At 72.8% G+C, this 26,017-nt stretch carries 25 protein-coding genes; 9 read left to right on the plus strand and 16 right to left on the minus strand.

The genetic code is table 11. The annotated features are described in order from the left end of the window. Positions 1-82: 82 nt before the first annotated feature. The 7 genes from JOD51_RS04525 to JOD51_RS04555 form a co-directional block, all read right to left on the minus strand. Positions 83-1,411 carry a GNAT family N-acetyltransferase gene (locus JOD51_RS04525; RefSeq protein WP_204607220.1) on the minus strand — a complete coding sequence of 443 codons (1,329 nt, stop codon included), beginning with the start codon at positions 1,409-1,411 and terminating at the stop codon, positions 83-85. Positions 1,412-1,433: 22 nt separating this feature from the next. Next, entirely contained in the window at positions 1,434-2,993 is a 1,560-nt protein-coding gene (locus JOD51_RS04530) for a cryptochrome/photolyase family protein (protein ID WP_259558759.1), read from the minus strand. Positions 2,994-3,035: 42 nt separating this feature from the next. Continuing rightward, positions 3,036-3,575: a hypothetical protein gene (locus JOD51_RS04535; RefSeq protein ID WP_204607221.1), complete on the minus strand. Its 540-nt coding sequence runs from the start codon at positions 3,573-3,575 to the stop codon at positions 3,036-3,038. Between the two features lie 65 nt (positions 3,576-3,640). Then, positions 3,641-4,372, minus strand: coding sequence for a signal peptidase I (locus JOD51_RS04540; RefSeq protein ID WP_259558761.1), 732 nt, complete (start codon positions 4,370-4,372; stop codon positions 3,641-3,643). After that, a complete protein-coding gene (locus JOD51_RS04545) occupies positions 4,369-5,253 on the minus strand; it encodes a hypothetical protein (protein WP_204607222.1) in 885 nt (294 codons plus the stop codon). The genes JOD51_RS04540 and JOD51_RS04545 overlap by 4 nt, the downstream gene beginning before the upstream one ends. Beyond that, positions 5,250-5,840, minus strand: coding sequence for a hypothetical protein (locus JOD51_RS04550; protein WP_204607223.1), 591 nt, complete (start codon positions 5,838-5,840; stop codon positions 5,250-5,252). The genes JOD51_RS04545 and JOD51_RS04550 overlap by 4 nt, the downstream gene beginning before the upstream one ends. 123 nt (positions 5,841-5,963) lie before the next feature. Then, entirely contained in the window at positions 5,964-6,518 is a 555-nt protein-coding gene (locus tag JOD51_RS04555; protein ID WP_204607224.1) for an alternate-type signal peptide domain-containing protein, read from the minus strand. 394 nt (positions 6,519-6,912) lie between these two features. On the opposite strand from JOD51_RS04555, the gene pnuC reads away from it, so the two are divergent. Next, positions 6,913-7,578, plus strand: coding sequence for a nicotinamide riboside transporter PnuC (pnuC, locus tag JOD51_RS04560; RefSeq protein WP_204607225.1), 666 nt, complete (start codon positions 6,913-6,915; stop codon positions 7,576-7,578). 9 nt (positions 7,579-7,587) lie between these two features. Here the strand turns inward: pnuC and JOD51_RS04565 are convergent, their stop codons facing one another. From JOD51_RS04565 to JOD51_RS04575, 3 genes are all read right to left on the minus strand, one after another. Further along, the gene (locus tag JOD51_RS04565; RefSeq protein WP_204607226.1) at positions 7,588-8,820 is read right to left on the minus strand and encodes an ABC transporter permease; all 1,233 of its coding nucleotides are present in this window, start codon (positions 8,818-8,820) and stop codon (positions 7,588-7,590) included. Next, positions 8,817-9,764, minus strand: coding sequence for an ABC transporter ATP-binding protein (locus JOD51_RS04570; protein ID WP_259558781.1), 948 nt, complete (start codon positions 9,762-9,764; stop codon positions 8,817-8,819). Before JOD51_RS04570 ends, JOD51_RS04565 begins: the two co-directional genes overlap by 4 nt. A gap of 102 nt (positions 9,765-9,866) precedes the next feature. Next, positions 9,867-10,865, minus strand: coding sequence for a threonine aldolase family protein (locus tag JOD51_RS04575; protein WP_259558784.1), 999 nt, complete (start codon positions 10,863-10,865; stop codon positions 9,867-9,869). A 59-nt stretch (positions 10,866-10,924) separates the two neighbouring features. On the opposite strand from JOD51_RS04575, the gene JOD51_RS04580 reads away from it, so the two are divergent. Both JOD51_RS04580 and JOD51_RS04585 read left to right on the plus strand, forming a co-directional pair. After that, complete coding sequence (locus JOD51_RS04580) at positions 10,925-11,836, plus strand: metallophosphoesterase (protein ID WP_204607227.1); 912 nt, start codon at positions 10,925-10,927, stop codon at positions 11,834-11,836. Positions 11,837-12,052: 216 nt separating this feature from the next. Beyond that, the gene (locus JOD51_RS04585) at positions 12,053-13,090 is read left to right on the plus strand and encodes an NADP-dependent oxidoreductase (protein ID WP_204607228.1); all 1,038 of its coding nucleotides are present in this window, start codon (positions 12,053-12,055) and stop codon (positions 13,088-13,090) included. Positions 13,091-13,117: 27 nt separating this feature from the next. On the opposite strand, the gene JOD51_RS04590 is transcribed toward JOD51_RS04585, so the two are convergent. Genes JOD51_RS04590 through JOD51_RS04600 form a run of 3 tightly spaced genes read right to left on the minus strand, consistent with a single transcriptional unit; the run spans position 13,118 to position 16,075 of the window. Continuing rightward, positions 13,118-14,017: an ABC transporter permease gene (locus JOD51_RS04590; protein ID WP_259558788.1), complete on the minus strand. Its 900-nt coding sequence runs from the start codon at positions 14,015-14,017 to the stop codon at positions 13,118-13,120. Further along, the gene (locus tag JOD51_RS04595; protein WP_204607229.1) at positions 14,004-15,011 is read right to left on the minus strand and encodes an ABC transporter ATP-binding protein; all 1,008 of its coding nucleotides are present in this window, start codon (positions 15,009-15,011) and stop codon (positions 14,004-14,006) included. The genes JOD51_RS04590 and JOD51_RS04595 overlap by 14 nt, the downstream gene beginning before the upstream one ends. Continuing rightward, positions 15,008-16,075, minus strand: coding sequence for a LolA family protein (locus JOD51_RS04600; protein WP_204607230.1), 1,068 nt, complete (start codon positions 16,073-16,075; stop codon positions 15,008-15,010). The genes JOD51_RS04595 and JOD51_RS04600 overlap by 4 nt, the downstream gene beginning before the upstream one ends. 197 nt (positions 16,076-16,272) lie before the next feature. On the opposite strand from JOD51_RS04600, the gene JOD51_RS04605 reads away from it, so the two are divergent. After that, entirely contained in the window at positions 16,273-17,286 is a 1,014-nt protein-coding gene (locus JOD51_RS04605; protein ID WP_204607231.1) for a sugar-binding transcriptional regulator, read from the plus strand. A gap of 67 nt (positions 17,287-17,353) precedes the next feature. Here JOD51_RS04605 and JOD51_RS04610 read toward each other — a convergent pair whose 3' ends face one another. Beyond that, a complete protein-coding gene (locus JOD51_RS04610; RefSeq protein ID WP_204607232.1) occupies positions 17,354-17,878 on the minus strand; it encodes a DinB family protein in 525 nt (174 codons plus the stop codon). Between the two features lie 190 nt (positions 17,879-18,068). Between JOD51_RS04610 and JOD51_RS04615 the strand changes: the two genes are divergently transcribed. Further along, positions 18,069-19,640, plus strand: a complete 1,572-nt coding sequence (locus tag JOD51_RS04615) for an MFS transporter (RefSeq protein ID WP_204607233.1) — start codon at positions 18,069-18,071, stop codon at positions 19,638-19,640. A 126-nt stretch (positions 19,641-19,766) separates the two neighbouring features. Here JOD51_RS04615 and JOD51_RS04620 read toward each other — a convergent pair whose 3' ends face one another. Then, entirely contained in the window at positions 19,767-20,780 is a 1,014-nt protein-coding gene (locus JOD51_RS04620) for a CobW family GTP-binding protein (RefSeq protein ID WP_204607234.1), read from the minus strand. 45 nt (positions 20,781-20,825) lie between these two features. Between JOD51_RS04620 and ykgO the strand changes: the two genes are divergently transcribed. Together ykgO and JOD51_RS04630 are read left to right on the plus strand one after the other, a co-directional pair. Next, positions 20,826-20,948, plus strand: coding sequence for a type B 50S ribosomal protein L36 (gene ykgO, locus JOD51_RS04625; protein WP_111074819.1), 123 nt, complete (start codon positions 20,826-20,828; stop codon positions 20,946-20,948). Positions 20,949-20,977: 29 nt separating this feature from the next. Then, the gene (locus JOD51_RS04630; RefSeq protein WP_204607235.1) at positions 20,978-21,634 is read left to right on the plus strand and encodes a histidine phosphatase family protein; all 657 of its coding nucleotides are present in this window, start codon (positions 20,978-20,980) and stop codon (positions 21,632-21,634) included. A 144-nt stretch (positions 21,635-21,778) separates the two neighbouring features. Here the strand turns inward: JOD51_RS04630 and JOD51_RS04635 are convergent, their stop codons facing one another. Next, a complete protein-coding gene (locus JOD51_RS04635; protein WP_204607236.1) occupies positions 21,779-23,521 on the minus strand; it encodes a glycerol-3-phosphate dehydrogenase/oxidase in 1,743 nt (580 codons plus the stop codon). 192 nt (positions 23,522-23,713) lie between these two features. Here JOD51_RS04635 and JOD51_RS04640 point away from each other — a divergent pair, with 192 nt between their 5' ends. Both JOD51_RS04640 and JOD51_RS17305 read left to right on the plus strand, forming a co-directional pair. After that, positions 23,714-24,676 (plus strand): sugar-binding transcriptional regulator, encoded by a 963-nt coding sequence (locus tag JOD51_RS04640; protein ID WP_111079032.1) that lies wholly within the window; start codon positions 23,714-23,716, stop codon positions 24,674-24,676. A 98-nt stretch (positions 24,677-24,774) separates the two neighbouring features. Continuing rightward, the gene (locus tag JOD51_RS17305; RefSeq protein ID WP_204607237.1) at positions 24,775-25,848 is read left to right on the plus strand and encodes an AraC family transcriptional regulator; all 1,074 of its coding nucleotides are present in this window, start codon (positions 24,775-24,777) and stop codon (positions 25,846-25,848) included. The last annotated feature ends 169 nt before the right edge of the window (positions 25,849-26,017 follow it).

The following is a 26,017-nucleotide window of genomic DNA, read 5'->3' on the forward strand; positions in this document are numbered from 1 at the left end:
GGGCCGGTTCCTGTTGTGCCACGCCAGACGACGCCAGACGACGCCGGGCGGCCGCGGGCGGCCGCGCGCGGCGCCGCCCGCGTCAGAAGTACGTGATGCCGTGCGGGGTCCGGGGCGGGGTGAGCATCGCGCGGAGGAGCACCGGCACGGCCGGGTCCGCCGCACGCAGCAGCCCGGCGGCCGCGAGCGTCACCGGCGAGACCGACCCGATCAGCAGCGCCCCGAGGTCGGCCACGTCGAGTGCGACGTCGGAGCCGGCCACGTCCGCGTCGGGTGCCAGCCGGGTGACGGTGCCCCGGGCCTCCCGGACGTCGAGCCGGTACGTGCCGGACGCGTGGCCGAGCGCGTCGGTGACCGCGATCGTGAGCGAGCCGTCGGCCGCGTACGGGCGGGACTCGAGCACGGCGGCGACGTCGAGGACGCGTAGCCAGACGTGGTCCTCCTCGTGGTCGACGTCGTAGGCGCGGGCGTCCGCCAGCGCGGCGACGATCGGGTCGTCGAGGCGGGAGCGCTTGTAGACGACGACGTCGTTGAGGTCGATGGAGAGCAGGAACTCCCACAGCGACAGGTAGGCGGCGTCGGTCGTGTACACCAGGTCGACGATCTCGACGCGGGTGTCCTCGCCGGTCTTGCCCTCGACGACCCGCCAGGTGACGTAGCCGTCGACCTCGTCGGACCCGTCGGGACGGTGCACCGCGGCGCGGACGTCCTTCGCCTTCTGCCCGTCGAGACCGAACTCGCCGAACACGATCGGCCAGGTGCCGGTGTTGCGGACCATCGAGCCGGGGGTGCGGGCGTGGAAGCGGGCGAAGACCTCCTGGCCGACGCCGTCCGCCAGCCACTGCGTGGTGACCATGACGACCGTGCCGGTGGTCGGCGCCAGGAACGGCAGTGCCCGGTCGCGGCGGACGTGCACGGCACGCTCGCGGATCGCGCAGCCGAAGCCGAAGCGGCGGTAGATGGTGCCCTCCGAGGCGGTGAGCGAGGCGATCGCGTAGCCGTCGGCGACGCCGCGTCCGAGCGCGTGCGTCATCATCCGGCGGAGGATCCCGCGGCGACGGTCGGTCGGTCGGACGGTCACGGCGGACACCGCCTGGGTCCGGACGGCGGAACCGTCGCCCCAGCTGAGGTCCTTCGGGAACCACGTGAACGTGCCGGCGGGCCAGGTCTCGTCGACGGAACCGGGAGCGGGCCGCTGGACGTAGACGCCGAGGAAGGTCTCCTGGTCGGCGATGAAGTGCGACACCATCCGGGCCGCGCCCTCGTCCGCCTCGGGAGGCTCGTGGAACCCGAGGGCGACGGCGTCCATCCAGGCGCGGGTGGTGGCGTCCGGCAACCCCTGGTCGTCGGTCTGCGGGCGGAACTCGCGGAGGTCGTAGCGGTCGGTGGGGTCGTCGTTGATCTGAGCCACGCTCCGACCCTACCGGCCGGTGTCACGGTCTCCCGCGTGCCGCCTCCTGCGCGACGACGGCCGCCAGGTCCGGCATCGCCCGCATCTGCTGCAGCGGCCGTCGCATCCGCGGGTTCCGCCGGAGCGCCGGTTCGGCCCGTTCGAGGAACGCCCAGTACCCGGCGGTGAACGGGCAGGCGTCCTCGCCCAGGCGCGTGGTCGGGTTGAACCGGCAGCCGCCGCAGTGGTCGGTCATCCGGTCGATGTACCGCCCGCCGGCCGCGTAGGGCTTCGTCGCGACGACCCCGCCGTCGGCGTGCTGCGACATCCCGATGACGTTGGCGGGCATCACCCAGTCGGTGCCGTCGACGAACACGTCGGTGAACCACTCGGTCAGTTCGAGCGGGTCGTACCCCCGCTGCAGCGCCCAGTTGCCGAGGACCATGAGCCGCTGGATGTGGTGCAGCCACCCGTGGTCGCGGACGCCGTCGAGGGCGACGGACAGGCAGACGGCGTCGACCTCCGTCGCGTCCAGGTCCCGCCACCAGGCCGGGAGGCTCGGCCCCGCCGGGTAGGCGGGCCCGGCTCCGGCAGGCGGTCGCGTCCGGGGCGGTGCCGCCTGGGCCGCCGACCGCGCCCCGAGTGCTTCGACGTCGGACCCGTAGTCGTCGCCGAGCCACCAGTAGAGGTGCCAGACGTAGTCCCGCCACCCGGCGACCTGCCGGACGAACCCCTCGACGCTGGCGAGCGGTGCCGCTCCCGAGGCGTGGGCCGCCAGCGCCGCGTCGATCGCCTGCCGGGGGTCGAGCACACCGAGGTTGAGCGGCACGCTGAGCAGCGAGTGCGCCATGGTCCAGTCGTTCGTCAGCACGGCGTCCTCGTACGGCCCGAAGTCACCGAGCCGGACCGCGACGAAGTCGTCGAGTGCCGCCTGGGCCTCGTCGGGCGTCACCGCGAAGCGTCGTCGGTCGTCCCGCCCGACGAACTGCACCAGGCCGTCGCGCTCCCACCGGTCGAGGTCGGCGCGGACCTCGTCGTCGACGTCGTCCTCGGTCGGCCACCAGGGGGCGGGCAACCCGAGGGTCGTCGCGCCGCGGGGTGGAGGCTGCCGGTTCTGGGCGTCGAGGCTGAACGCGCCGCCGAGCGGGGCGTCGTTCGCCATCAGCCAGCCCTCACGGCGCCGGACGCGCTCGTAGTGCGCTTCCATCAGGAAGCGTCCGCCGCGCTCGGCGGCCCAGCGGGCGAACTCGTCCTCGCCGGTGACGAACCCGCGGCTCGGCAGGATGGTGGTGCCGTGTCCCCAGTGCCGGACCTGGGCGCGCTGCACCCGGGACGGTGGGTCGACGACCTCCAGGTCGTCCTGTCCGACCAGGGCGTCCCGCAGGTGCTCGACCCGGACGTGCTCGGCGCGTTCGCCCAGGGCGCGGACGCGGTGGCGGAGGGCGCTGAGCCAGAGGTGCGCCTTCGTCCGGTGCACCGGGCGTGCGGTGAAGAACTCGCGGGCCTCGACGACGAGCACCGGGCCGCCGTCGTCGAACGCCGGGCCGTACTGGCCGGGCAGCAGGAGGCGCCGTCGCACGGCTGCGGGGGCGGGGTCGGTCACTCCGGAGACGGTACGCGGCGACGCTGCCGGCGGCTCGTGCCGCTAGTCCGTTGCACCGGGTGGTGGGTCGACGAGCAGCCCGACGCGGTCGGCGAGGTAGTCCGCCAGCGGGACGTCGGTGCCTGCGGTCGCGGACCACCGGACGCGGGGTTCGTCGTCGCGAACGAACAGTGCCGTGTCCGCGCCGACGAGCGAGGCGTCGAGCGGGATCGGCGTCGCGCTGTGGTTCACGGTGTCCCCGGGTGCGAAGTGCCCCTTCGCCGCCGCCGCACGGTAGGCCCGGCGGACCTCGGCGGAGACGGAGACGAACTGGGAGCGTCCGGCCTCGGTCACGCGCGTGATCGACCCCGTCGCCCAGACCTGGCCCGCGGTCTCGGGGGAGGACCCGAGCAGCAGCGCGCCGATCCGCCAGACCCGTCCGAGGGAGCGGATCATCGGGTCCCGCCGGATGCCGAGCACCGCCTTCGGTTCGACGTACTCGCCGAGTGCTTCGTCACGGGCGCCGGCCGCTGCGAGCCGCGTCGCCGCGTCCTCGAGCAGCGTCCGTGCACGCTGCACCCCGTCGGTCCGACCGTCCGTCACCCGCCAGAGCCTAGACCGCCGGTGGACGTCTGCCGTCCACCCCGCGGGACGTCTGCCGGCGCCCGCTACCGGTGCCGACCCGCGGCACGGCGGCTGCCCGCCGGTGCTGCGCGGGCGGCCCGGCGGCGGCGGACGGTGGACACGCTGCCCACGGTGATCATCACGGCCGCGTAGCCGAGCAGCAGGACGGCCGCCGACGGGATCAGCCACGAACGGGAGCCGTTCACGAACTGGTCGACCGTGCCGAGCGCCGGCAGGCTGTACCAGACGGTGCCGCGGATCTGTGCCGGGAGGACCGGTCGGCTGTCGGCCACGGCGTTGTTGTCGCCCTTGGTGGTGAACGTCCGGCCGCCGTCGGACGACGAGCTCACGGCGATGACCCGGTGCGTGACCACGGCCGCCTGGCCGGAGGTGATCTGGTACGTGACGACGTCGCCGACCTCGATCTGGTCCGTGGCGACCGGCCGGACGACGACGAGCGTGCCCGGCGGCAGCGTCGGCTCCATCGACTGGGTGAGGACGGTCAGCGGCATCGAGCCGGTGGCCTTCGGCACGACGATGAGGACGACGGCGAGTGCGGCGACGAGCAGCACCAGACCGGTGCTCAGCCCGAAGCCGACGGCGCGGAGCACCGAGACCAGGGCGCTCCGCGGGGCGACCGGTCCGCCGGAACGCCGGACGCGCTGGACTCGCGCGGCCCGCGCGCCGGTGCGGCGGGTGCGCTCCTGTGGGACGGGGGCCGAGGGGCGGCGGCGGTCCGGGCCTCCCGTCCCGCGCCCGGCCAGGTGGGCGCTCACGATCCGCACCGGACGGCGGGGCCGTTGTTCTGCGTGAACAGCGTGATCGTGCCGGTCCCCGCGTTGGTCGTCGTGCGGTTGCCGGCCGAGTCGAGGACGAAGACGTCGACCGTGACCGTGCCGCTCGTCGCGACCGACGCCGGGATCTGGTTCGGCGCGATCGTGACGCGACCGAAGTAGGACTGCTGGCGGTCGCCGATCTGGACGCCACGGACGAACGCGCCGTACCAGGTGTCCATCGACCGCCCGGCGGCGTCCCAGGCGACGTCGACGTAGTTGCCGCTGTGGTCGGTGCAGACCAGGGCGGGAGCCGCCGCGGCCGTCGTCAGCGAGAACGTCCCGCGGACGGCGCCCGTCGTCCAGCTGGCGTTCGTCAGGGTCGCGTCGAGGGCGACGTCGACCCGCGAGGCGGCGGGGGCCGCCGTGCCGGGGGTCGACCGGATGCACCAGACGGTGCTGCCACCGGCGCTGAGCTTGGACGTCAGGCTCGGCAGGGAGGCCCAGGTGCCGACGACCGCGCCGGACGCGACCGCGGTGCTCGCCGTGCAGGCGCCCGTCGAGCCGACCGGCCAGGCGCGGACGTCGACGGCGCGGGCGAGGGCGGTCGACCCGCCGGCCAGGACGGACACCGTGGTGCTCGCGGTCCCGGCGATCGTGCCGGTGTTCGTGACGGTCACCGGTGTGGTCGCGGTCGTGGTGGTCGACGAGAACGCGGTGGTCAGCGCGTCGGTGCCGCCGAGCGTGACCGCGATGCGGCCGACCGCGACGCTGGTGGTCGTCGATGCGGAGGCCGTCCAGAGCGCCCAGGCGGCGGACGAACCGCCGCCGACGAAGGCCGCGACCAGCAGGACGGTGAGGAGCAGGCGGAGGCGCGCGGTCACGAGGTCACCTGCGTCCCGGTCACCGTGAGGGTCACGGACACCCCGGCTCCGGCCAGGCTCTGGGGTGCGTCGGTGTCCAGGTCCATCTCCACGCAGCCGATCCGTCGACCGCCGGCCGGGACGCTGCCGGCGTCGGTGCCCGAGTCGTACGTGGCGACGCGGCCGGAGGTCCCGGCGGTGCCGGCGCGGCAGGCACTGGTCGACGTGACGACCGAGTAGCGCAGGGTGACCTCGCCGAGCACGGTCGTGCTGGCGGTGCTGGTGCCGGTGACGCGCGCGGACGCCGTGACGACCCGAGTGCTCAGCGGGACGGTGCCGGTGTTGGTGACGGTGAAGGTCCCGGTGCTGGCGGCTCCGGGTGCCAGGGGTGTGGCGTCCATCGTCAGCTGGCTCACCGTGAGGGTCGCGGTGCCCGAGCGGACGGTCGAGGCGGAGGTGCTCGCCGCCTGGTTCCAGAGCGCGTAGGTGCTGCTGGTGCCGAGCAGTGCGGTGACGACGGCCACGACGAGGGCGAGCACGGCGGGCCACACCCAGCGGTTCCGTCGGGGTGCGCGGTGGCGCCCCGAGGCCGTCGTGGTGGCGCTCATGCTCGTCCTCCTCGGGCGGTGCGGTGGTGCTGGCGGTGCGGGGGCAGGTGCGGGTGCCCGGGTGGGCAGACGCGTGCGACGGGCGGATCGGCAGCCCGTCGCACGCGGTCGGTCACCGACGGGTCAGGACCCGATGGCGGTCTGCGTCAGGGTGAAGGCGAGCGCGCCGACGTTGACGGTGCCGCCCTGCCCGGTGGTCGCCGAGGACGGCAGGGCGATCGTGAAGACGACCTTGACGGTCGAGGTCGCGGTCGACGGGGACACCACGAAGGTGTTGGCGGTGCCGCTGGCGGGGACGACCGAGGCGCTGGTCGAGGTGACCGCGAGGGTCTTCGTCGTCGCGGCGACGAGTGCCTGGTCGCCGGTGATGCTCTGCTGCGCGTAGGTCAGGTTGGCCTTGAGGTCCTGGCCGGTGGCGCCGACGGTGAGGGTCTGGGTGAACTGGTACGTGTTGCCGGGGACCATGAGCACGGATGCCGGGTTGATCGTGGCGGAGCGGCCGTTCGTGATGTCGGTCCACGCGCCGTCGTTGTTCGCGGTGAGGGTCAGCGTGCCCGCGCTCACGGCCGATGCCGCACTGCTGGCGCTCGCGTTCCACAGGGCGAAGGAGCCGGCCCCGCCGAGGAGGAGGGCGACGCCTGCTGCGCCCGCGATTGCTCCGGAGACGATCTTGTGCATGGGTGGTTCCGTTCTGCGCCCCTGACGGGCGCGGTGTGGCCGTCGTCGGCACTCGGGTGTGCTCGCGCACGACGGCGTGGACGGCCCCGTGGGAGGCGGGGCCGCAACCGCGCGGTGCGGGAGAGGAGCGGTCGCCGGGCTCCGAGGCGTCGTGACGTCGGCGTGGTGACGCTGGCGTCGGACGCTGCTCGGGCGGGCTGGACTCGCTTGTTGGTCCGAGCGTACAAGTCCCCCAAATGGAGGACAAGCGCCGTCGGGCCCCCTGCGACCCCCAGAACAGGGGTGATTCTCGTCCTCCGGATAGTGGACCAGTCTGTCCCCCGACCGTTCGGCGGTGATCGGCGGAATGCGCGCCAGGTCTGTGCAGTTGCATCGACCGGATCGAGGAGGTCACATGGGCATCGTGCGGTGGTTGTTCGACGCGCAGCTCGTCATCGGCGACCAGACGGTGCTCTGGCGTGAGGTGATCGGCAACGTCTTCGGGCTGCTCAGCGCCCTGGGCGGGATGCGCCGCAAGGTGTGGGCCTGGCCGGTCGGCATCGCGGGCAACGCGCTCCTCTTCACGGTCTTCATGGGTGCCCTCTTCGACACCCCGAACCCCGTCAACCTCCTCGGGCAGGCCGGACGGCAGGTCATGTTCATCCTGGTCAGCGTCTACGGCTGGTACCGCTGGACGCACCGCGCGGACGAGGCGACCACCGTGCTCGAGCCGAGGTGGGCCTCCTGGCGGGCGCGTGCGCTGCTCGTCGTCGCCCTCGTCGGCGGAACCGCCGTCCTCACGCCGGTGTTCCGCGCGCTCGGCTCCTACGAGCCGGTGTGGAGCGACGCCTGGATCTTCGTCGGATCACTCCTCGCCACCTACGGCATGGCGAAGGGCTGGGTCGAGTTCTGGCTCATCTGGGTCGCGGTCGACCTGGTCGGTGTGCCGCTGCTGTTCTCGGCCGGGTACTACGCCTCGGGGCTGATGTACGTCGTCTACGGCGGCTTCACCCTGGCGGGCTTCTTCGTCTGGATGGTGCAGGGGCGGAAGCCCTCCGCCGCGCCGGTCACCGTCGGCTGAGACCGCGGTTCAGCGTGACCGCGGCAACGCCCTCGACCGTCGCCACCCGGCGATCTGCTTCAGGCTGACCTTCGACCCGTACTGTGCGACCGAGTGCCGGAACAGGAACTCCGCGAACCAGAGCAACACGCCCGCGACCACGAACACCTCGACGATGCACGCGACCGTCTCGACGACCGACAGGGACCCCACCGCGTTCCGCACCATCGCGGTGACCGGCGTGAACGTCGGGAAGTACGTGAAGAACGCGGCGATCGGTGACGAGGGCGTCGTCATCACGAAGAAGGCGGCGTAGAGCGGGATGATCACCGCGAACAGCGCCGCCGACTGCAGCGTCGAGGCGTCCTTGATCGTCGGCACCGAGGCACCGACCGCCACGAACAGCGCCGACGCCAGCAGCACCCCGCCGACGAGCAGCAGTGCGCCCGCGACCATCCGCCACGGGTCCAGAGCGACGGCCCCGACCCGTCCGGCGACCAGCGGCAGCACCACGGTGAGCGACAGCAGCCCGGGCACCAGGAACACGCCGACCTGCACGAGTCCGACCAGCAGCATGGCGATGACCTTGCCGCGGATCAGGGTGCCGGCGGTGACCGTGGTCAGGATCATCTCGGAGATGCGGTTCTCCTTCTCCTCGACCACGACGGTGACCATCCGGGCGGCGAGCAGGATCACGAGCCCGAAGAACGCGGCGACGTACAGCAGCGGCGGCACGATCGACAGCCAGCCCGGGGCGACACGGCCGTCGGCGTAGGTGGTGACCGTCGCGTCCGGCGGCGACCGGAGGATGTGCACGGCCTCGGCGTCGTCGACCTGCGCGGCGACGCTCTGCTCGAGCACCCGTTCCGCCAGGGCCGAGTACCCCGTGTTGGCGAACAGTCCGCGGTCCGCACCGAGCACGGTCACGGGGGTGGTGGACGGCCTCGCGGGGAACGTGACGAACGCGTCGAGGTGTCCGGCGCGGACGGCTGCCCGGTCCGCCGCCGGGTCGGTGGAGGGGGAGCCGCCCCACCTCGCCGCGACCTGCTCGGACACCAGCCCGGAGTGGTCGACGTAGTGGAACGGCGTCCGGGCGGCCGACCCGCTCGAGATCGCCGAGTCCGTGCCGGCGGCCTGACCGACCCCGACGAGCAGCGACACGACGATGACGACGAGCGGCAGGGCGAGGGTGCCGATCCAGAACGCGGGCTTCTTCACCGCGCGGACGAACTCGAACCGGACGACGGTGCCCAGGCGGCTCACCGTGCGGCTCCGGCCGCCGCGGCCGCGGCACCGGCATCCGCGCCGGCGTCGTGCCCGTACAGCTGCACGAAGATCTCGTCGAGGGGGATCCGCCGCATCTCGAAGCCGGTGACGCGGACCCCGGCGGCCACGAGCTCGGCCAGGACGTCCGACCCGTCGGAGGCTGCCGCCGCGGTCGGCACCAGGTAGGCGACGTGGCCCTCGTGGCGGGCGAGCCGGTAGCGGTCGGAGCGGGGGACCGACCCGCTCAGCGAGACCTTGGCGACGGCCCCACCGAAGGCGTCCTGCACCTCGGGGATCGAGCCGTACGCGGCGGCCACCCCGTCCTTGAGGAGCAGGATCCGGTCGCAGAGCCGTTCGACCTCGTCCATGTGGTGGGTGACCAGGACGACGGTGGCGCCGTCGGCCTTCCGCTCGTCGACCAGGTCCAGGAGCAGCCGGCGGTTCACCGGGTCCAGGCCCTTCGTCGGTTCGTCGAGGATCAGCAGGCGCGGCCGGTCCATGATCGTGATGCCGAGCTGCACCTTCTGCTGCTGCCCGCCCGAGAGCCGGTCGATGCGCACCTTCGCCTTGTCCGCCAGGCCGACCCGCTCCAGGTACTCCGTCGACCACCGGGTGGCCGGCCCCCGGGGTGTCCCGCGCAGGGCCGCGAAGTACGTCATCACGTCGATGACCGTCTCCTTGCGGTACAGCCCGCGCTCCTCCGGCAGGTACCCGATGCCGCCGGTCGCGGGTCGGTACGGTTCGCCGTCGATCGTCAGGGTGCCGGCGGTCGGCGCGGTGATCCCGAGGAGCGCGCGGATCGTCGTGGTCTTGCCGGAGCCGTTGCTGCCGAGCAGGCCGAACGTCTCACCGGGGGCGATGTCGAACGTCAGTCCGTCGACGACGTTCCGGTCGCCGAAGCGCATGACGAAGTCGCGGACGCTGATGTCTGCTCCGGCCACGGTGGACCCCTTCCGACGAGCCGACCCTACCCAGGCCGTCTGACGGCCAGGAGGCGCGGCTCGCGTCGTGCAGCGTGCCCGCGGTCCGTCAGCCGGTCGCGTTCACCGCGGGATCGTCGCGAGCACCCGGGCCGCCTGCTCGGCGTCCGCGGCCGAGACGTCGAGGTGCGTCACGAGCCGCACGGTGGTCCGCCCGAGCTGCATCACCCGGACACCACCCGCTGCGGCAGCCGTGACGAACGCCGCCGGGTCGGCCACCTCGACGAAGACGATGTTCGTGTCCACCGTCGCGGGGTCGACGTCGAGCGCCGCCGCGATCAGCCGGGCGTTCGCGTGGTCCTCGGCCAGTCGGTCGACGTGCGAACGCAGGGCGTACCGGGCACCGGCGGCCAGGATGCCGGTCTGCCGCATGCCGCCGCCGTACCGCTTCCGCCAGATCCGTGCGGCCGCGATCCGTTCGGCCGTGCTGACGAGCACCGACCCGACCGGGGCACCGAGGCCCTTCGACAGGCAGACGGACACCGTGTCGAAGCCGCCGGCGAGCTCCCGGAACGGGGTGCCCGACGCGACGTGCGCGTTCCACAGCCGGGCGCCGTCCAGGTGCAGCCCGATGCCGTGCTCGCGGGCGAAGTCCTGTACCGCCCGGACCTGGTCGGGTGGTTGGACCGTGCCGCCGCCGAAGTTGTGCGTGTTCTCGACCGCGATCGCCGTGGTCGACACCGAGTAGGCGCCGGCGTTCGGCTCGGCGATCTCCTGCACGGACCAGGCGACCAGGCGACCCCGCTCGGACGCCCAGGTGCGGGTCGTGATGCCGGAGAACACCGCGGCCGCCCCGAGCTCGGCGCGGACGACGTGGGCCTGCACGTCGGCGAGCAGTTCCTCGCCCGGGCCGACGAGCAGTCGCAGCCCGAGCTGGTTCGCCATCGAGCCGGACGGCGTGAACAGGCCGGCCTGGTGCCCGAGGAGCTCCGCGACCTCCTGCTCGAGCCGGGTGGTCTCCGGGTCCTCGCCGAAGACGTCGTCCCCGACCTCGGCGTCCGCCATCGCGCGGCGCATCGCCGGGGTGGGACGGGTCACGGTGTCGGAGCGGAGGTCGATCACCGGACAACGGTAACCCCGCCGACAGCCCGCGGATGCCCGCCCCGGCTACGGTGTGCGACATGCAGACCCCCGCACCCGGAACCCTCCGCATCCTGCACCTGTCGGACACGCACCTGACCGGCGACGGCGCCCTGCACCAGGGCACGGTCGACACGACGGCGGCCCTCCACGCGCTGCTCGAGCACCTCGACACCGTGCCCGGCACCGGACTCGTCGTGATCTCCGGCGACGTGTCCGAGGACGGCTCGCCCGAGTCGTACGAGACGGTCCGGAGGACGGTCGGCGACTGGGCCGAGCGGCACGGAGCCGCGTTCGTCACCGTGCCCGGCAACCACGACCAGCGCGCCGGCTTCCGGCAGGTCCTGGTGGACGGGCACGTCCTCGGCGAGGGCGGGCAGCCCCTCGTGCACACCATGGAGCACCACGACCCGTCCGTCCCGGTGCGCGGCCAGTCGCTCGTCGCGGGCCGGCGGATCGTCACCGTCGACACCAGCGTCCCCGGAGCCGGGTACGGCGAACTCAGCGAGCCGGCGCTCGAGCACCTGCGCGCCGCGCTCGCCGAACCGTCCGAGCACGGGTCCGTGGTCGTCCTGCACCACCCGCCGCTGCCGGCACCGACCGCGCTGCACGACGCCCTGAAGCTCCGGAACCCCGAGGACCTCGCCGACGTGCTGCGGGGCACCGACGTCCGGGTCGTCCTCGGCGGGCACTACCACCACCACTTCGCCGGGTCGATCGCGGGCGTGCCGGTCCTGGTGGCCCCGGGGGTCGCGAACGACAACGACGTCGCCGGAGCGTACGACCAGGAGACCGCGCTCGTCGGCACCGGCGCGCTCGTCGTGGACCTGGCCGCCGACGGCTCGCTCTGGTCGACGCCCGTCCGGCTGCCCCGGCCGGACGCCGACGAGCAGGCGCTGCACCTCGACGCGGAGGCCGCCGCCCGGATCGCGGCGGCGTTCGGCCCGGCCTGACCGGCCTGACCTGCGGGTCCCGACGCACCACGGGGCGGACGGGAGGCACGTGGCGGCCCCGCACCGTGCCTCCCGTCCGTCCCCGCCGCAGCGGGTGCCGGCACGTCCCGACGGGTCTTCAGGATCCGGTCCGCTCCCTGCGAGTACCCCACATCCGCGGACAGACCCGCGGCCGAGGCGAGTAGGACGGACGCACGACATCCCGAGGAGGGTGACATGCGAACCGGTAGCGCAGTCCAGTACGAGCGGTACGGCGACTTCGACGTGGTCGAGGTCGTGCCACAGGAGCGACCCACACCCGGCCCCGGCGAGGTGGTCGTCGAGGTCATCTCCGCCGGCCTGAACCACATCGAGCGGTTCCTCCGCGAGGGCAAGTTGCAGGACCACATCCAGGTCGAGTTCCCGGCACGCCAGGGCGTCGACCTGGCGGGCATCGTCCGCGCCCGGGGTGCCGGCGTGAAGGACCTGCGCGTCGGTGACGAGGTCATGGGTCACGCACCCGAGGGCGGCTCGCATGCGACCTGGGTCGTGGTGCCCCGCGAAGCCGTCGTCACGAAGCCGACGCACGTCGGGTGGGAGGTCGCCGGCGGCCTGTACCTGGCCGGCTGCACCGCCGTGGACGTGGTCCGGAAGCTCCGCCTGGGCCCCGGCGACACCGTCGTCATCAGCGCCGCCGCCGGTGGCGTCGGCCACATCCAGTGCCAGCTCGCCCGCGACGCCGGCGCGACCGTGATCGGCCTCGGCAGCCCGCGGAACCACGACTACCTGCGGCAGATCGGCATCCTGCCGGTCGCGTACGGGGACGGCGAGGAGGCCCGGATCACCGAGATCGCGGCGGGTCGGCCCGTCACCGCCTTCATCGACAACCACGGCGACGAAGCCGCGCACGAGCTCGCGCTCCGCCTGGGCGTCGCCGAGGAACGGTTCGTCTCGTCCGAGGCCCGACGGGACGCGGAACTCCGCTTCCTGCGCGCCCCGGCCTCCGACCCGGAGGCGAAGGAGCTCATCCTGTTCCTGGCGAAGGCCGTCGAGGACCGCCGGGTGCAGATCCTGATCTCGGGCTTCTACCCGTTCGAGTACATCGTCGACGCCTACGAGGACCTGGCCGAGATGCACTCCCGCGGCAAGGTCGTCGTGGGCATGCAGCCCGTCGAGACCGGGGCGCGGCAGGACTGGTACCGGTCCGAGAAGAACCGCGACCTGCGCGACCAGTACGCCGAGGCGAAGGCCGACGGGGCGGTGCCGACCAGCTGAGGGCGGTCGGTCCGCTGGTGGTCCGGTCTAGCTGAGGATGTCCTTGCTGGCGAACCGGCCGTACGCCAGCGCCCCGAAGACGACCAGGTAGCCGAGCTGCAGCAGCGCGTTGCTGCCGAACGAGTCGAACGAGATCGGGTCGCGGAGCAGGTCGCCGAACCCGAGCCACAGGTGCGAGAACAGGTACGGGTGCAGCCAGTCCAGCTGCGGCAGTTGGTCGAGCACCTGCGAGACGCCGGCGAGCACCACGGTCGCCGCCATCGCCCCGACCGGCACGTTCGTCAGGGTCGACGCGAACAGACCGATCGCGACGAGGCCGAGCATCGACAGGGTCACGTAGAGCGCGAGCAGCAGGGCCCGCGCGGCGTACGACCAGCCGTCGACCTGCGTGCCGGACAGCAGCGTCACCGGGCCGATCCGGAACAGCACGGCCCCGATCGCGGCACCCACGAGCACCACGAGCAGGGTCGCGGCGAGGCAGAACGCGATCGCACCGGCCGTCTTCACCAGGATGAACCGCACCCGGCCGGTCGGCGCGACGAGCAGGTACCGCAGGGTGCCGTGACTCGCCTCGCCCGCCACGGTGTCACCCGCGACGACGCCGACGGTGAGCGGCAGGAACAGCGGGATCGACACGGTGAGCGCGGTGAACGCGACGAACAGGCCGTTGTTCGTGATGTCGCCGAGGAACGCCGGGCCCCCGCTGTCCGCGCCGGTGGTCAGTCGGACCGCGACGGCGATGAGGATCGGCACGGCGGCCAGGGCACCGAGCATCGCCCAGGTGCGGCGACGCCGGAAGACGAGTGCGAGTTCGGAACCGAGCAGCGCGAACGGACGGGTCCGGCGGGCCGGGGCGGTGCCACGGTCGGCGCTGCCGGTCGTCGACGGGCGCTCGGCGGTGGACGGGGTGGGCTCAGCCAGCGACATCGAATCCCTCTCCGGTCAGCGCGACGAACAGGTCCTCGAGCGTGCCGCCACCGACGGCGAGCCCGCGGACCCGGACGTCGGCGCGGACGAGTTCCGCGGTGATGGTCTCGGGTTCGACGTCGGCGACCAGGTCGGCGACCAGGACGTCCGACCCGCCGTCCCGTCGTGGCGCCAGCCCGAGCCGTCCGAGGACGACCGCCGCCTGCCCGACGTCGGGGGTGCGGACCGTCACGGTGCGGGCACCGGCTGAGCGCAGGTCGTCGAGCGTGCCCTGCGCGACGAGCTGCCCGGTCCGCATCACGGCGGCGTGCGTGCAGACCTGTTCGATCTCGGCGAGCAGGTGGCTCGACACGAAGACCGTGGTGCCGTCGTCGGCCAGGGACCGGATGAGGTGTCGGACCTCACGGGTGCCCTGGGGGTCGAGGCCGTTCGTCGGCTCGTCGAGCACCAGGAGCTCGCGCGGGGTGAGCAGGGCGTTCGCGAGCCCGAGCCGCTGCTTCATGCCGAGCGAGTACGCGTGCGCCTTCTTGTCGGCCGCGTGCGTCAGGCCGACGCGGTCCAGGGCGGACGCGACCCGGTCCTTCCGGCTGCGCGGGTCCGAGGTGGGGTCGGCGGCGTCGAACCGCGAGAGGTTCGCCCGACCGGAGAGGTACGGGTAGAACGCCGGACCCTCGACGAGCGCACCGACGCGGGGGAGCACCGAGCGGAGTGCCGACGGCATCGGTTCGCCGAGCACCTGGATCGAGCCGCCGGTCGCGCTCGAGAGCCCGAGGAGCATCCGGATGGTGGTGGTCTTGCCGGAGCCGTTCGGTCCGAGGAACCCGAAGACCGAGCCGCGGGGGACGGCCAGGTCGATGCCGTCCACCGCGCGCTGCTTGTGGAACACCTTGCGGAGACCCTCGGTGCGGATGGCGAGGTCGGTGCCGGTCTGCGGCGCTCTGGTCTGCGGTGCCGCGGTCTGCGCCGCCGCTGCTGCGTCCGGGGCCGTCGTCACTTGGCCGCGGCGACCAGGGTCGACACCGGCACCGCGCCCGCCAGGACCCGGCCGTCGTCGGTCAGGTACACCGACACGAGCGAGGTCTGGACGGCACGTCCGCCGGCGACCGCGGTGGTGAGCTGGTCGAGGAGCCCCGAGGCGTCGGAGCCGAGACCGGCCTGGTCGGCGCTGCCCGCGGGGAGGGCCACGACGGTGTCCCAGCCGGTGCCGGACACGGTCGGGCGCTCGGCGCTGCCGGAGCCGTGGTGGCGTGCACCGGAACCGGGTGTGGCGTCGGAGAGGTCCTTCGTGCTGACGTCCGCGCCGGTCGGCGGGGTGAAGTCGAACAGGCGCGCGGCCGGGGCGCCGTAGTCGAGGCTGGTGAACCCGACCTGGAACGCGGGGTCGGTCGTGCCGGCAGCGGTGACCGAGGCACGGAGGGGCAGTCCGGTCTGCTGGTCGACGGCGAGCTGGACCCGGCCGACCAGGGTGTCGGAGGACTTCGGCGTCAGGGTCAGCAGCCAGGCGTCGTGCCCGGCGACCGAGGTCGCGACGGGCTTCGAGACCGTCGTGGTGGGCGTGATCGCGTCGATGGCCTGCTCGGCGACGTCCGACGGGGTGGTCGTGCCGCTGCCCGGGGCCTGGGCCCCACGACTGGGCAGCGTGGTCTTGGTGGCGGTGCGCGCCTTCGAGTCCCACGTCCACACGGTGCTGCCGTTGCGGATCAGGTCCTGCTCGGCGAGCTGCTCCGTCACCTGCACGCGCTGCTTGCTCGCCCCGTCGACGTAGACGCGGGCGGTGTGCGACGCGGTGAGCAGGCTGAGGGCGTCCGAGGCGTCGCCCTCGAGCGAGGATCCGCCGGCCCCGGTGGGGAGCTCCGGCAGTCCCAGGTCGCTCGTCTGCGCGAGCTTGCCCGAGTACCGCGCGTCCGAGGACTTCGCGATGCTGGCGATGACGGCGGCCGCGGTCGGGTGGTCACCGGCGATCGGGGTGGACGCGGCCTGCGCGATCACGGGAGCGGCGACGACACCGGCCACGACGACGGGTGCGATCAGGGCCGGCAGCCAGACGGACTTCTTCATGGGTGGATCCCCTCGGTGGAGCGTCGGACCCCGCTGTGGAGCGCATCAGGGTCACGAGGACGGTACGTCCGACAACCGACAGAACGCTGTGCTCTGCCGGGTCCGCGGGCAGCCGACGTCCGGCCGCGCGGCGCTACGATCGCGGTGTCGTCCGGGTGCCCGGCCGACCGCACCACTCCCCGGGAGGCCCGCGCTCGATGTCCGACAGCACCGCGTCCGCACCGGGTCCCTCGATCCCCGCACCGGGCCCGTCGACCCCCACGCCGGCGGTCGAGAACCAGCGCTCCCGGTTCCCGCTCGACACCGTCTACCAGGCCGCGCGGATGTACTACCTCGAGGACGCCACGCAGAACGAGATCGCGACGCGCCTCGGGGTCTCCCGCCCGACGGTGAGCCGGCTCGTGTCCGAGGCCCGTCGTGCCGGCCTGGTCCGGATCGAGGTCGTCGACCCGTTCCAGGACGAAACCGTGGCCCTGGCCGAACGACTGCAGGTGGTGCTCGGTCTGCAGGCCGTGCACCTGGCCGCCGTCACCCACGCCGCGACGCTCGGGGTCGACCTGGCCGAGCCGGTCGCCGCCGCCGTCGAGGCTATGGGGTTGGCCCCGGGCGACGCCGTGCTGATGTCGTCCGGCAGCACCGTGCACGCGATCGCGCACGGGGCGATGCCGCCGATGCCGGGCGTGCAGCTCGTCCCCACAGTCGGTGGTCAGGCGGACCCGAACCAGTGGTTCCAGACGAACGAGATCACCCGCGCCGCCGCGGAGCGCTCGGGGGCGATCCCGACCTTCCTGTTCGCGCAGGCCCTGCCGTCGGAGGCGCTCCGGGCCTCCCTGGACGAGGACCCGGCGTTCCAGCACGTCGTCGGGCTGTGGGGTCGGGCGAAGGGCGCGATCCTGGGCATCGGTGCGCCGGTCGTGACCCGGGACGCGATGGCCCGCGGGCTGCCGGTCGACGACGACGTCTTCGACCGGGCGACCGGCGACGTCTGCCTGAACTTCACCGGGCCGGACGGGGAGCCGATCGAGTTCCCGGGCAGCGACCGGATGGTGCGGACCTCACGCGAGGTCCTCGCCGCCGTGCCGCACGCGGTCGGGGTCGCGGTCGGTGCGGTCAAGGTGCCGAGCATCATCAGTGCCGTCCGGGGACGTCTGGTCAACGAGCTGGTCACCGACGCGGCGACCGCTCGAGCGCTGCTCGACGCCCTGGCCTGACGGCGGCCTGCGGTCGTCGTCCGTGGTCGCCGTCGGCGGTCGCAGTCGGCCGGGAGGCCCGGATCACTCAGCGCGCGTGCCGCACGTCCCACAGGTGGTGGACCGGATCGTGGGCGTAGTACACCGCGAGCGACCCGACCGTGAAGCCGCTGCCGTCGGAGCGTCGCCCGGTGCGGTCGAGCTGGTCGTCGCGGACACCGGCGAACGCACGTGCGGCCCGACGCGCCGCGGCCTGCAGGTCCTCGGCGACCGTCGCCGGATCCTGCTCGCCGTACCCTTCGGCGACGGCGGTCGCATCCTGGTCCCAGTTCGGGAAGAGCGGGTCGTCCTCGGCGAGCATGAGTTCGAGTCGCTCGGTCATCTTCCGGTGCACGTCGCGGACGTGTGCGCCGTACTCCAGCGGTGACCAGGTCGCGTCGTCCGGGCGCTGCCGCACGTCGGCGCGGCGGAGCTGCTCGGGCCACCCGGCGGTGTTCGCGTCGATGAGCCCCGGCACGTCGCGGATCGTCACCGCGGCGCCGTCGAACCCGCAGTCCGGGCAGGCCGACTCGATGACCCAGGTCCAGTTCTTCGTGTCCGGTTCGATCCCCATCGCCAGAAGTTACCAGGCTGTGACCGTTCCGCCCGATCGGTACCAGGCTGCTGATCGGGCACGACCCCCGTCCGGGTGACAGCGCCGAACCTGGCAGTCTCCGCTGGATGAAATGGCAGTCGCTCGGTAACGTCGTCGGCTGTTGCTTCCAGGCCGGAACGACCGGCCGAGCGGAACAGAGGAGAGACGGATGGGTTCCGACCCCAGCAGTACCGAGCGCCCCGACACCCGTGGGGACCGGTCAGCACGCAGTGACCCGTCGACCGGGAGGCCCGGGCGCAGGCCTGCTCGTCGGCTCCGCGAGAGCGACGTGACCGTCGTCGACAAGGGCATGATGCGCCGGGCGGTCGGCGGCATGGTGGTCGGCAACACGATGGAGTGGTACGACGTCGGTGTCTACGGCTACCTCGCCGTGACGATGGGTCGGGTGTTCCTGCCGACTGCCGAGCCCGGGGTGCAGGTCCTCTTCAGTCTCGGGGTGTTCGCGGCGACGTACATCGCCCGCCCCCTCGGTGGGATCGTCTTCGGGCGGCTCGGGGACCGGATCGGCCGGCAGAAGGTGCTGGCGACGACGCTCATCATGATGGCGGCGTCCACCGTGCTGATCGGTGCCCTGCCGGACTTCGCGCTGATCGGGGTCGCGGCGCCCGTGCTGCTCGTCGTGCTCAAGCTGCTGCAGGGGTTCTCGACCGGCGGTGAGTACGCCGGTGCCACCACGTTCATCACCGAGTACGCCCCGGACCGGCGGCGGGGGTTCTTCGCCAGCTTCCTGGACCTCGGCAGCTACATGGGCTTCGCGCTCGGTGCCTCCGTGGTCACGGTCCTGCAGATCGTCCTCGGCGAGCAGACCATGACCGCCTGGGGCTGGCGGCTGCCGTTCCTGCTCGCCGGCGTGATCGGCGTCGTCGCCGTGTACTTCCGCCTGCGCATCGAGGAGTCCCCGGTGTTCCAGGCGACCCAGGCGGCCCAGGAGGCATCGACCGAGGCCCGCGCCGACGCCGAGGGCCGTCCGGCCACGGTGTTCGCCATGGTGCGGCAGTACTGGCGGCCGATCGTCATCGCCGTGATGCTCGTCGCCGCGTCGAACACCGTCGGCTACGCCCTGACCTCGTACATGCCGACGTACCTCACCGACTCGCTCGGCTACTCCGCCGTCGACGGCACCCTGCTGACGATCCCGGTGCTCGTGCTCCTGGCACTGATGCTGCCGGTCACCGGACGGCTGTCCGACCGCCTCGGCCGTCGCACGGTGATGTGGATCGGTGCCGCGACGACGATCGTGCTCGTGCTGCCGGCCTTCATGCTGATCGGCCACGGCGAGCAGTGGTCGACGCTGCTCGGGCTGGCGCTGCTCGCGCTGATGACGGCGCTGTGGGTGTCGAACCAGGCGGCGTCGCTGCCGGCGCTCTTCCCGACCTCGACGCGGTACGGCGGCATGGGCTTCGCGTACAACATCGCCATCGCCGTGTTCGGCGGGACCACGCCGCTCATCGTGCAGGCGCTCCTCGACGCGACCGGCGACGAGCTGGCACCGGCGTACTTCCTGATGGCGACGAGCGTCCTCGGGGCGGTCGGGGTGTTCTGCATGAAGGAGTCCTCGCAGCGCCCGCTGCCCGGGTCGATGCCGGCGGTCGAGACGAGCGACGAGGCACGGGAGCTCGTGCGCACGCAGGACACGAACCCGCACCTCGACCTCGGCGACCTGCCGTTCGGGGCCGTGGACGCGGCCACCCCGGTGCCGGCGGGCGAGCCCGGGCGCTGACCCGCGCCTCCCGGCCGCCCCGCGCCCCCGCAAGACACCGGTGTTCGTCCGTCACACCGCGGCCGGCGGGTGTTCGACAGACGAACACCGGTGTTCCGCAGGCCAGCGCCGCCCGTCGCCGCGGCGTCACTCGCCGCGGTCGAGCGCCGGCCAGACCGGGAACGGGTCGGCCCAGGACCGCCAGAGGTCCGGGCCGGCCAGCAGCTCCGACGGCGTGATGAGCGCCCCGTCGAGCGCGCGGGTCAGCCGGTCGACGTCGAGTCCCTCGCCGATGAACCAGAGCGCTTGGCCGATCGGGGCGTCCTCGTCCCAGGACGGGTTCGCGGTGGGGTCCAGGGCGAGCATCGCACCGACGCTCGACCAGGAGCCGACGTGGTCCGGCCGGGACGCCAGGCGGAAGAAGCCGCGCGAGCGGAGCACCCGGCCCTGCGGTCCCGCGACCAGGTCGTGCTCCACGACGTCGGCCAGGCGCGCGGGGTGGAACGGCAGCGGGTCGCGGTAGCGGAACGCGGTGAGCCCGTCGGTGCTCGGGACCCGGACGTCGTGGTCCGCGGACAGGGCGAGCATCCAGCCGGCCGACCCGGCGAGGACCCGTGCGGCGGCACCGTTCGAGGCGGGCAGGTCGTCGGCACTCCGGACCCGGACGTCCGCGAGCACGACCGCCTGTGGTGCGCAGCGGTGCACGACGGCGACGACAGCCCGTCGGCGGGCGACCGGCAGGCGTTCCGTGCCCTGGAGCACGATGACGGTTGCGTACTCGATCAGGGCCGCGAGCCGCTCACCGGCGACGAACGCGTCGTCGACGCCGGACCAGAGCAGGTGCTCGACGTCGCCGGCACGGAGGACCGACACCACGTGGTCGATCACCCGGTCGTCGCCGGTCTCGGCGCGGGCGGCGTTCGCGAGCATCATCGCCACCGCCCGGGCGTCACCCCACGCCGGCAGCGTGACGACGAGGGAGTGCCGGGCGTCCGGACCGCAGACCTCGGCGAGGTGCTCCGCGCGCTCCGCGACGGCACGCGCGGCCGCCAGGGCGCTGCCGGCGGCGTGCATCCGGTGGCCGTCCGACAGCCGAGCGGCGACGCGTGCGGCGTCGGCGTCGTGGAGTGCGGACACGAGGGTGATCGGGACGGTCGACATGTGCAGTACGGTACATGAAAACCGTTCTCAACAAGGAGGCTCGTGGTGAAGGTCCGCAACTCGCTCAAGGCGCTGAAGAAGATCCCCGGCTCGCAGATCGTCCGCCGCCGCGGACGCGTCTACGTCATCAACAAGAAGAACCCGCGCTGGAACACCCGGCAGGGGTGACGTCCGGGCCGATCCGTAGGGTGGGAGGCATGCGACTGCTGCTCGTCCGCCACGGACAGACCCCCGCCAACGTGACCGGCCTGCTCGACGCCGAGGTGCCCGGGCCCGGCCTGACCGACCTCGGCCAGGAGCAGGCCGACGCGCTCCCCGCGGCCCTCGGCGACCGGGGGATCGAGCGGCTGTTCACCTCGACGATGGTGCGGACGCAGATCACCGCGGCCCCGCTCGCCCGGGCGCTCGACCTCGAGCCCGCGGTGCTGCCCGGCCTCCGCGAGATCGAGGCCGGCGACCTGCAGGGCAAGCGGGACACCGTGTCGGTCCAGAGCTACCTGGCCGCGGCCTACGCCTGGGCCGCCGGGGACCTCGACGCGCGGATGCCCGGCGCCGAGGACGGGCACGGCTTCTTCGCCCGCTACGACGACGCCGTGCAGCAGATCGAGGCGACCGGGGCCCAGGTCGCGGCGGCGTTCAGCCACGGTGCGGCGATCCGGATCTGGGCCGCGGTGACGGCGCAGAACGTGCCGAACGACCTCGGACGGAACCGGCACCTGGAGAACACCGGCGTCGTCGAGCTGGAGGGATCGAGTGCGGACGGCTGGCGCCTCGTGGACTGGGCGGGGGAGCCGATCGGCGGCGACGACCTCACCGACCTGAGCGCGCAGGACCCGACCGGCGAGCGGTTCTGACGGACCCGGCCCGCGCCTCCCGTCCGCCCCGCGGAACGCGCGGTCCCCGCGAAACGCGCAGTCCTCGCGAAACGCAACCGGGGCGGCTCCTCGCAGCGGGATACCGCTGCGGAGAACCGCCCAGGTTGCGTTTCGCGGGAGGGGTCAGGCGAGCTGCGACGCCGAGGTCAGCGGCACGATGACGCCGTGCGACTCGCGCAGGACGTCGAGCGTGCGCTGGATCTCGTCCGCGCGCTCCTCGGTCGTCCAGCCGAGGGTGTCGGCCATGACGTCGGCCAGCTCGTCGAGCAGGTCGATCGTGACGCCACCGACGAACGCCAGGTTCGTGCGGCGGAGCACCACGTCGATCAGGTGCACGGCCTGCTCGTGCTCGGCGAAGTACCGGACCTCGCCACGGGTGATCGTGGCGTCGGACTCGAGCGGCTCGACCGGACCGGTGGACAGGGCGTCGACGACCTCGGCGGCACGGGTGCCGTAGCGCTCGAGCAGCCGGTCGACCGTCTCGGACGCGAGCCCGTCACGGTGCGACTTGATCCACAGGGCACGCTGCCCGTCGGTGGTCGGGAAGTCCTTGCCACCGCCGATCGGCATGCCCGTGGTGTCGACCTTGCGGGCGACGCCGAGCTTCGTCGTGATGTCCGTGGACAGGTGCGCGGCGAGGGCGCGGAAGGTGGTCCACTTGCCACCGACGAGCGACAGGACCGTGGTCTTCGGCAGCCCGGCGATCGGGGTGTCGACGATCCGGTAGTCACGCGACACGAACCCGGGGGCGGTGTCCTCGTGGCGGGGGAGCGGTCGGATGCCCGAGTAGCGGTAGACGATGTGGTCGCGGTTCAGCTCGATCTGCGGGAAGACGTGCTTCACCAGGCCGAAGAAGTAGTCGACCTCTTCCTCGGTGCAGACGGCCGGCTCGGACGGGTCCGCGTCGATGTCGGTCGTGCCGATGAGCACCCGGCCCTTGAGCGGGTAGATGAGGACGATGCGGCCGTCGTTGTTCTCGAAGAACAGCTCGCGGCCCTTCGTCGCCTCGAGGAGCTCGGGGTTGTCGACGACGATGTGCGAGCCCTTGGTGCCGCCCATGTACTTCGTCTCGCCACCGAACGCCTCGTTGGTGAGGTCGGTCCAGGGGCCGGACGCGTTGACGACGACGTCCGCGGTGAACACGAACTCCTCGCCGGTCTCGCGGTCGCGGAGCAGGACACCGCCGTCACGGCTGCCCGCGGCCTCGACGTAGTTGGTGGCACGCGCGGTGGCGTCGGAACCGGTGCCGGTGCCGGCGGCCAGGCCGTCCTTGAGGACGTCGAGGGCCAGGCGCTCCGGCTCGTGGACCGAGGCGTCGTAGTAGGTGCCGGTGTACTTCAGGTCGCGGTTCAGGGCAGGCATGTCCTGCAGCGCGGCCTTCTTGGTGCGGAAGACGTGCTTCGGGACCGAGCCGCCGTCGCGGGAGAACGAGTCGTAGATCGTCATGCCGATCTTGATGAGCATCGCGCCGCGCTCCTTCGTGGAGCGCTGCTTGTGCGTCAGCATGCGCAGCGGGGCGTTCATGATGCCCGAGAACGTCGAGAAGATCGGCATCGTCGTCTGCAGCGGCTTGACGTAGTGCGGGGCGATGCGGATCAGGCCGTTGCGCTCCTGCACGCTCTCGCGCACCAGGCGGAACTCGCCGTTCTCCAGGTAGCGGATACCGCCGTGGATCATGTGGCTCGACGCGGCGGAGGCGCCGGAGGCGTAGTCGCCACGCTCGACGATCGCGACGTCGACACCCTGCAGGGCGAGGTCGCGGAACGCGGCGATGCCGTTGATCCCACCACCGACGATGAGGACCTGTGCGTTCGGGCGTCCGGTGAGGGCGGTGACCGTGTTCCTGGGCTGCGTCTTCTTCGACATGGTCGTTCGCATCGCTTTCTGGGGTCGATTCCGTTGGTACTCCATCGATCGTGCGCTCGTCGGAACGCGTGGGCAACCTGCGTGCACGGACGTGCAGAACGGTTGTCGCGCCTCCGGTGCGCGGTGCGTGGGTGCGGACGGGAGGCGCGGACGGGGTTGCAGAGGTCGTGCACGTCCGTGCATGCTCGGTCCATGAGCGATGCCGCCCAGCCCGTGCGCACCCAGCAGGCCCTGCGGGCCGCACACCTCTACTACCTGCAGGACCTCACGATGGACGCGATCGCCGACGAGCTCGGCACGTCCCGGTCCTCGGTGTCCCGACTGCTCAAGTACGCGCGGGACACCGGACTGGTCGACATCCAGATCCGGTCGCCCCTCGACCAGGCCGCCGCGCTCAGCCGCAGCATCCGCGCGCGCTTCGGCGTGCACGCCCACGTCGTGCCGGTGCCGGACCACACGAGCGACGTGGACCGCCTGGAACGGGTCGCGCTGTCCGCCGCGCGGATCCTCACCCAGTACATCGAGTCGAACATGGTGATCGGCATCTCGTGGGGGTCGACGGTGAGCGCGGTCAGCCGGTACCTCGTGCCGAAGACCACGCACGGCTCGACGATCGTGCAGGTGAACGGGGCGGCGAACACCCGGACGACCGGCATCGTCTACGCCTCGGAGATCCTCCGGCGCTTCGGCGAGGCGTACGGCGCCCTCGTCCAGCAGTTCCCGGTGCCGGCGTTCTTCGACGACCCCGCCACCAAGGCCGCGCTCTTCCGGGAGCGCTCGATCCGCCGTGTGCTCGACCTGCACGAACGGATGGACGTCGTCGTGTTCGGCGTCGGCGCCCCGCAGGCCCCGGTGCCCTCGCACGTGTACTCCGGCGGGTACCTGGACCCGGCCGACCAGGACGAACTCGTCACGGCGCAGGTCGTCGGCGACGTCTCGACCGTGTTCTACCGTGCGGACGGGTCGTGGAAGGACATCGGGGTGAACGCCCGGGCCGGCGCCCCCGACCTCGACACGATCAAACGGGCACCGCGGCGGATCTGCGTCGTCGCCGGGCGGGGCAAGGCGGCGTCGCTCCGCGGGGCGCTGGCGGCGGGGCTCGTGACGGACCTGATCCTCGACGAGAGCGTCGGGCAGGCGATCCTGCAGAACTGACCGGAGCACCAGGGCCCGGACGGGAACCCGGGGCCTGTCCCCGCTTCTGGGGTGGACGGACCGGCCAGGATGTCGGTGGCCTGATCTACCGTCGGAGGATGGTGCTCTCTCCCGAAGCCGGTCCGTCCGTCGCCCGCCGATCCGGCAGTGTCGGTCGATCCGGCAGCGTCGGTCGATCCGGCAGTGTCGGCCGATCCGGCAGCGTCGAGCGGCCCCGAGCCGTCCCGCGGCAGGACACGCGCTCCTACCGCCGGCTCGCCGGGACCGACATCGACCAGGCCATGGCGTTCTTCACCGCCGACTACGACCTCAAGGCCCCGGTCATCCGCCGGACCCGTCCGGACACGCTCTGGGACTTCGCCGGGGTCACCGACGAGCGGATGTCCCTCCGGACCTCCCGGTTCGGCGTCGACCTGCGCAGCCAGAGCCAGTCCGACGACGTCATCGTCGCGTGGCTCCGCAGCGGCAGCAGCACCATCACGTTCAACGGTCGCGCCGTCGACCTGGTGCAGGGCGTGCCGATGGTCCTGCCGTCGGAGCTCTACGACCTGCACCACCGCGACGTCGGGCTGAACCTCGTCCACCTGGACCGGAAGTTCCTGACCGACCTGGTCGGCGACGACACCTTCGCGTTCGAACCGCTCGAGCGTCCCGACGCCGACGGTCTCCGTGTCTGGCAGGAGACCGTCCGCCGGCACTCGTCCACCTGGCTGCAGGTCGACACCGAGCTCTCCGCGGTCGCCCGTCGCGACATCGCCGAGGCCTTCGCGACCGCCGCCGTCCGGGCGTTCCCGCGGCGCAGCAGCTGGCGGACCGCGGTGTCCGGCAGCGGCCCGGAACACCAGCGCCTGCGTCGGGCTCTCGACTACGTGCACGCCCACGCCCGTGAGCCGATCGGGACCCCGGAGATCGCCGCCGCCGCGGGCCTCAGCCCCCGCGGACTGCAGCAGTCGCTCCGTCGGCACCTCGACCAGACGCCCGGCGAACTGCTCCGCTCGGTGCGGCTCGACGGCGCGCGCGACGACCTGCGGCGTGCCGATCGCGACGAGACCTCGGTGGCGGACATCGCCCGTGCGTGGGGCTTCGGGCACCTCGGACGGTTCTCGGCGGCGTTCCGGTCCCGCTTCGGCGAGCTGCCGAGCGACACGCTGCGCTCCCGCCTGCGCCGCTGACCGCGCGCTGCGCCACCGTGCGGGCCAGTGTGCGGTGCCGCGTTCGGTGGGAGCGGTCTGACGTGCCGTCGTACCGAACGCCGTGACACCGAACTCGTTCCGGACGGGCGATCGTTCGGTCTGACCACGGCCGAGACGAACACGCGGCTGAATGGTGGGACCGAGCAAC

The organism is Curtobacterium herbarum, from assembly GCF_016907335.1.
GTDB classification, from domain to species: Bacteria; Actinomycetota; Actinomycetes; order Actinomycetales; family Microbacteriaceae; genus Curtobacterium; species Curtobacterium herbarum.

Excerpts from the sequence above, each read along its gene's own strand:
- JOD51_RS04550 (WP_204607223.1), bottom strand. The coding sequence starts at position 5,840 with ATGAGCGCCACCACGACGGCCTCGGGGCGCCACCGCGCACCCCGACGG.
- JOD51_RS04555 (WP_204607224.1), bottom strand. The coding sequence starts at position 6,518 with ATGCACAAGATCGTCTCCGGAGCAATCGCGGGCGCAGCAGGCGTCGCC.
- pnuC (WP_204607225.1), top strand. The coding sequence starts at position 6,913 with ATGGGCATCGTGCGGTGGTTGTTCGACGCGCAGCTCGTCATCGGCGAC.
- JOD51_RS04580 (WP_204607227.1), top strand. The coding sequence starts at position 10,925 with ATGCAGACCCCCGCACCCGGAACCCTCCGCATCCTGCACCTGTCGGAC.
- JOD51_RS04585 (WP_204607228.1), top strand. The coding sequence starts at position 12,053 with ATGCGAACCGGTAGCGCAGTCCAGTACGAGCGGTACGGCGACTTCGAC.
- JOD51_RS04590 (WP_259558788.1), bottom strand. The coding sequence starts at position 14,017 with ATGTCGCTGGCTGAGCCCACCCCGTCCACCGCCGAGCGCCCGTCGACG.
- JOD51_RS04600 (WP_204607230.1), bottom strand. The coding sequence starts at position 16,075 with ATGAAGAAGTCCGTCTGGCTGCCGGCCCTGATCGCACCCGTCGTCGTG.
- JOD51_RS04605 (WP_204607231.1), top strand. The coding sequence starts at position 16,273 with ATGTCCGACAGCACCGCGTCCGCACCGGGTCCCTCGATCCCCGCACCG.
- JOD51_RS04610 (WP_204607232.1), bottom strand. The coding sequence starts at position 17,878 with ATGGGGATCGAACCGGACACGAAGAACTGGACCTGGGTCATCGAGTCG.
- JOD51_RS04615 (WP_204607233.1), top strand. The coding sequence starts at position 18,069 with ATGGGTTCCGACCCCAGCAGTACCGAGCGCCCCGACACCCGTGGGGAC.
- JOD51_RS04620 (WP_204607234.1), bottom strand. The coding sequence starts at position 20,780 with ATGTCGACCGTCCCGATCACCCTCGTGTCCGCACTCCACGACGCCGAC.
- JOD51_RS04630 (WP_204607235.1), top strand. The coding sequence starts at position 20,978 with ATGCGACTGCTGCTCGTCCGCCACGGACAGACCCCCGCCAACGTGACC.
- JOD51_RS04635 (WP_204607236.1), bottom strand. The coding sequence starts at position 23,521 with ATGTCGAAGAAGACGCAGCCCAGGAACACGGTCACCGCCCTCACCGGA.
- JOD51_RS04640 (WP_111079032.1), top strand. The coding sequence starts at position 23,714 with ATGAGCGATGCCGCCCAGCCCGTGCGCACCCAGCAGGCCCTGCGGGCC.
- JOD51_RS17305 (WP_204607237.1), top strand. The coding sequence starts at position 24,775 with ATGGTGCTCTCTCCCGAAGCCGGTCCGTCCGTCGCCCGCCGATCCGGC.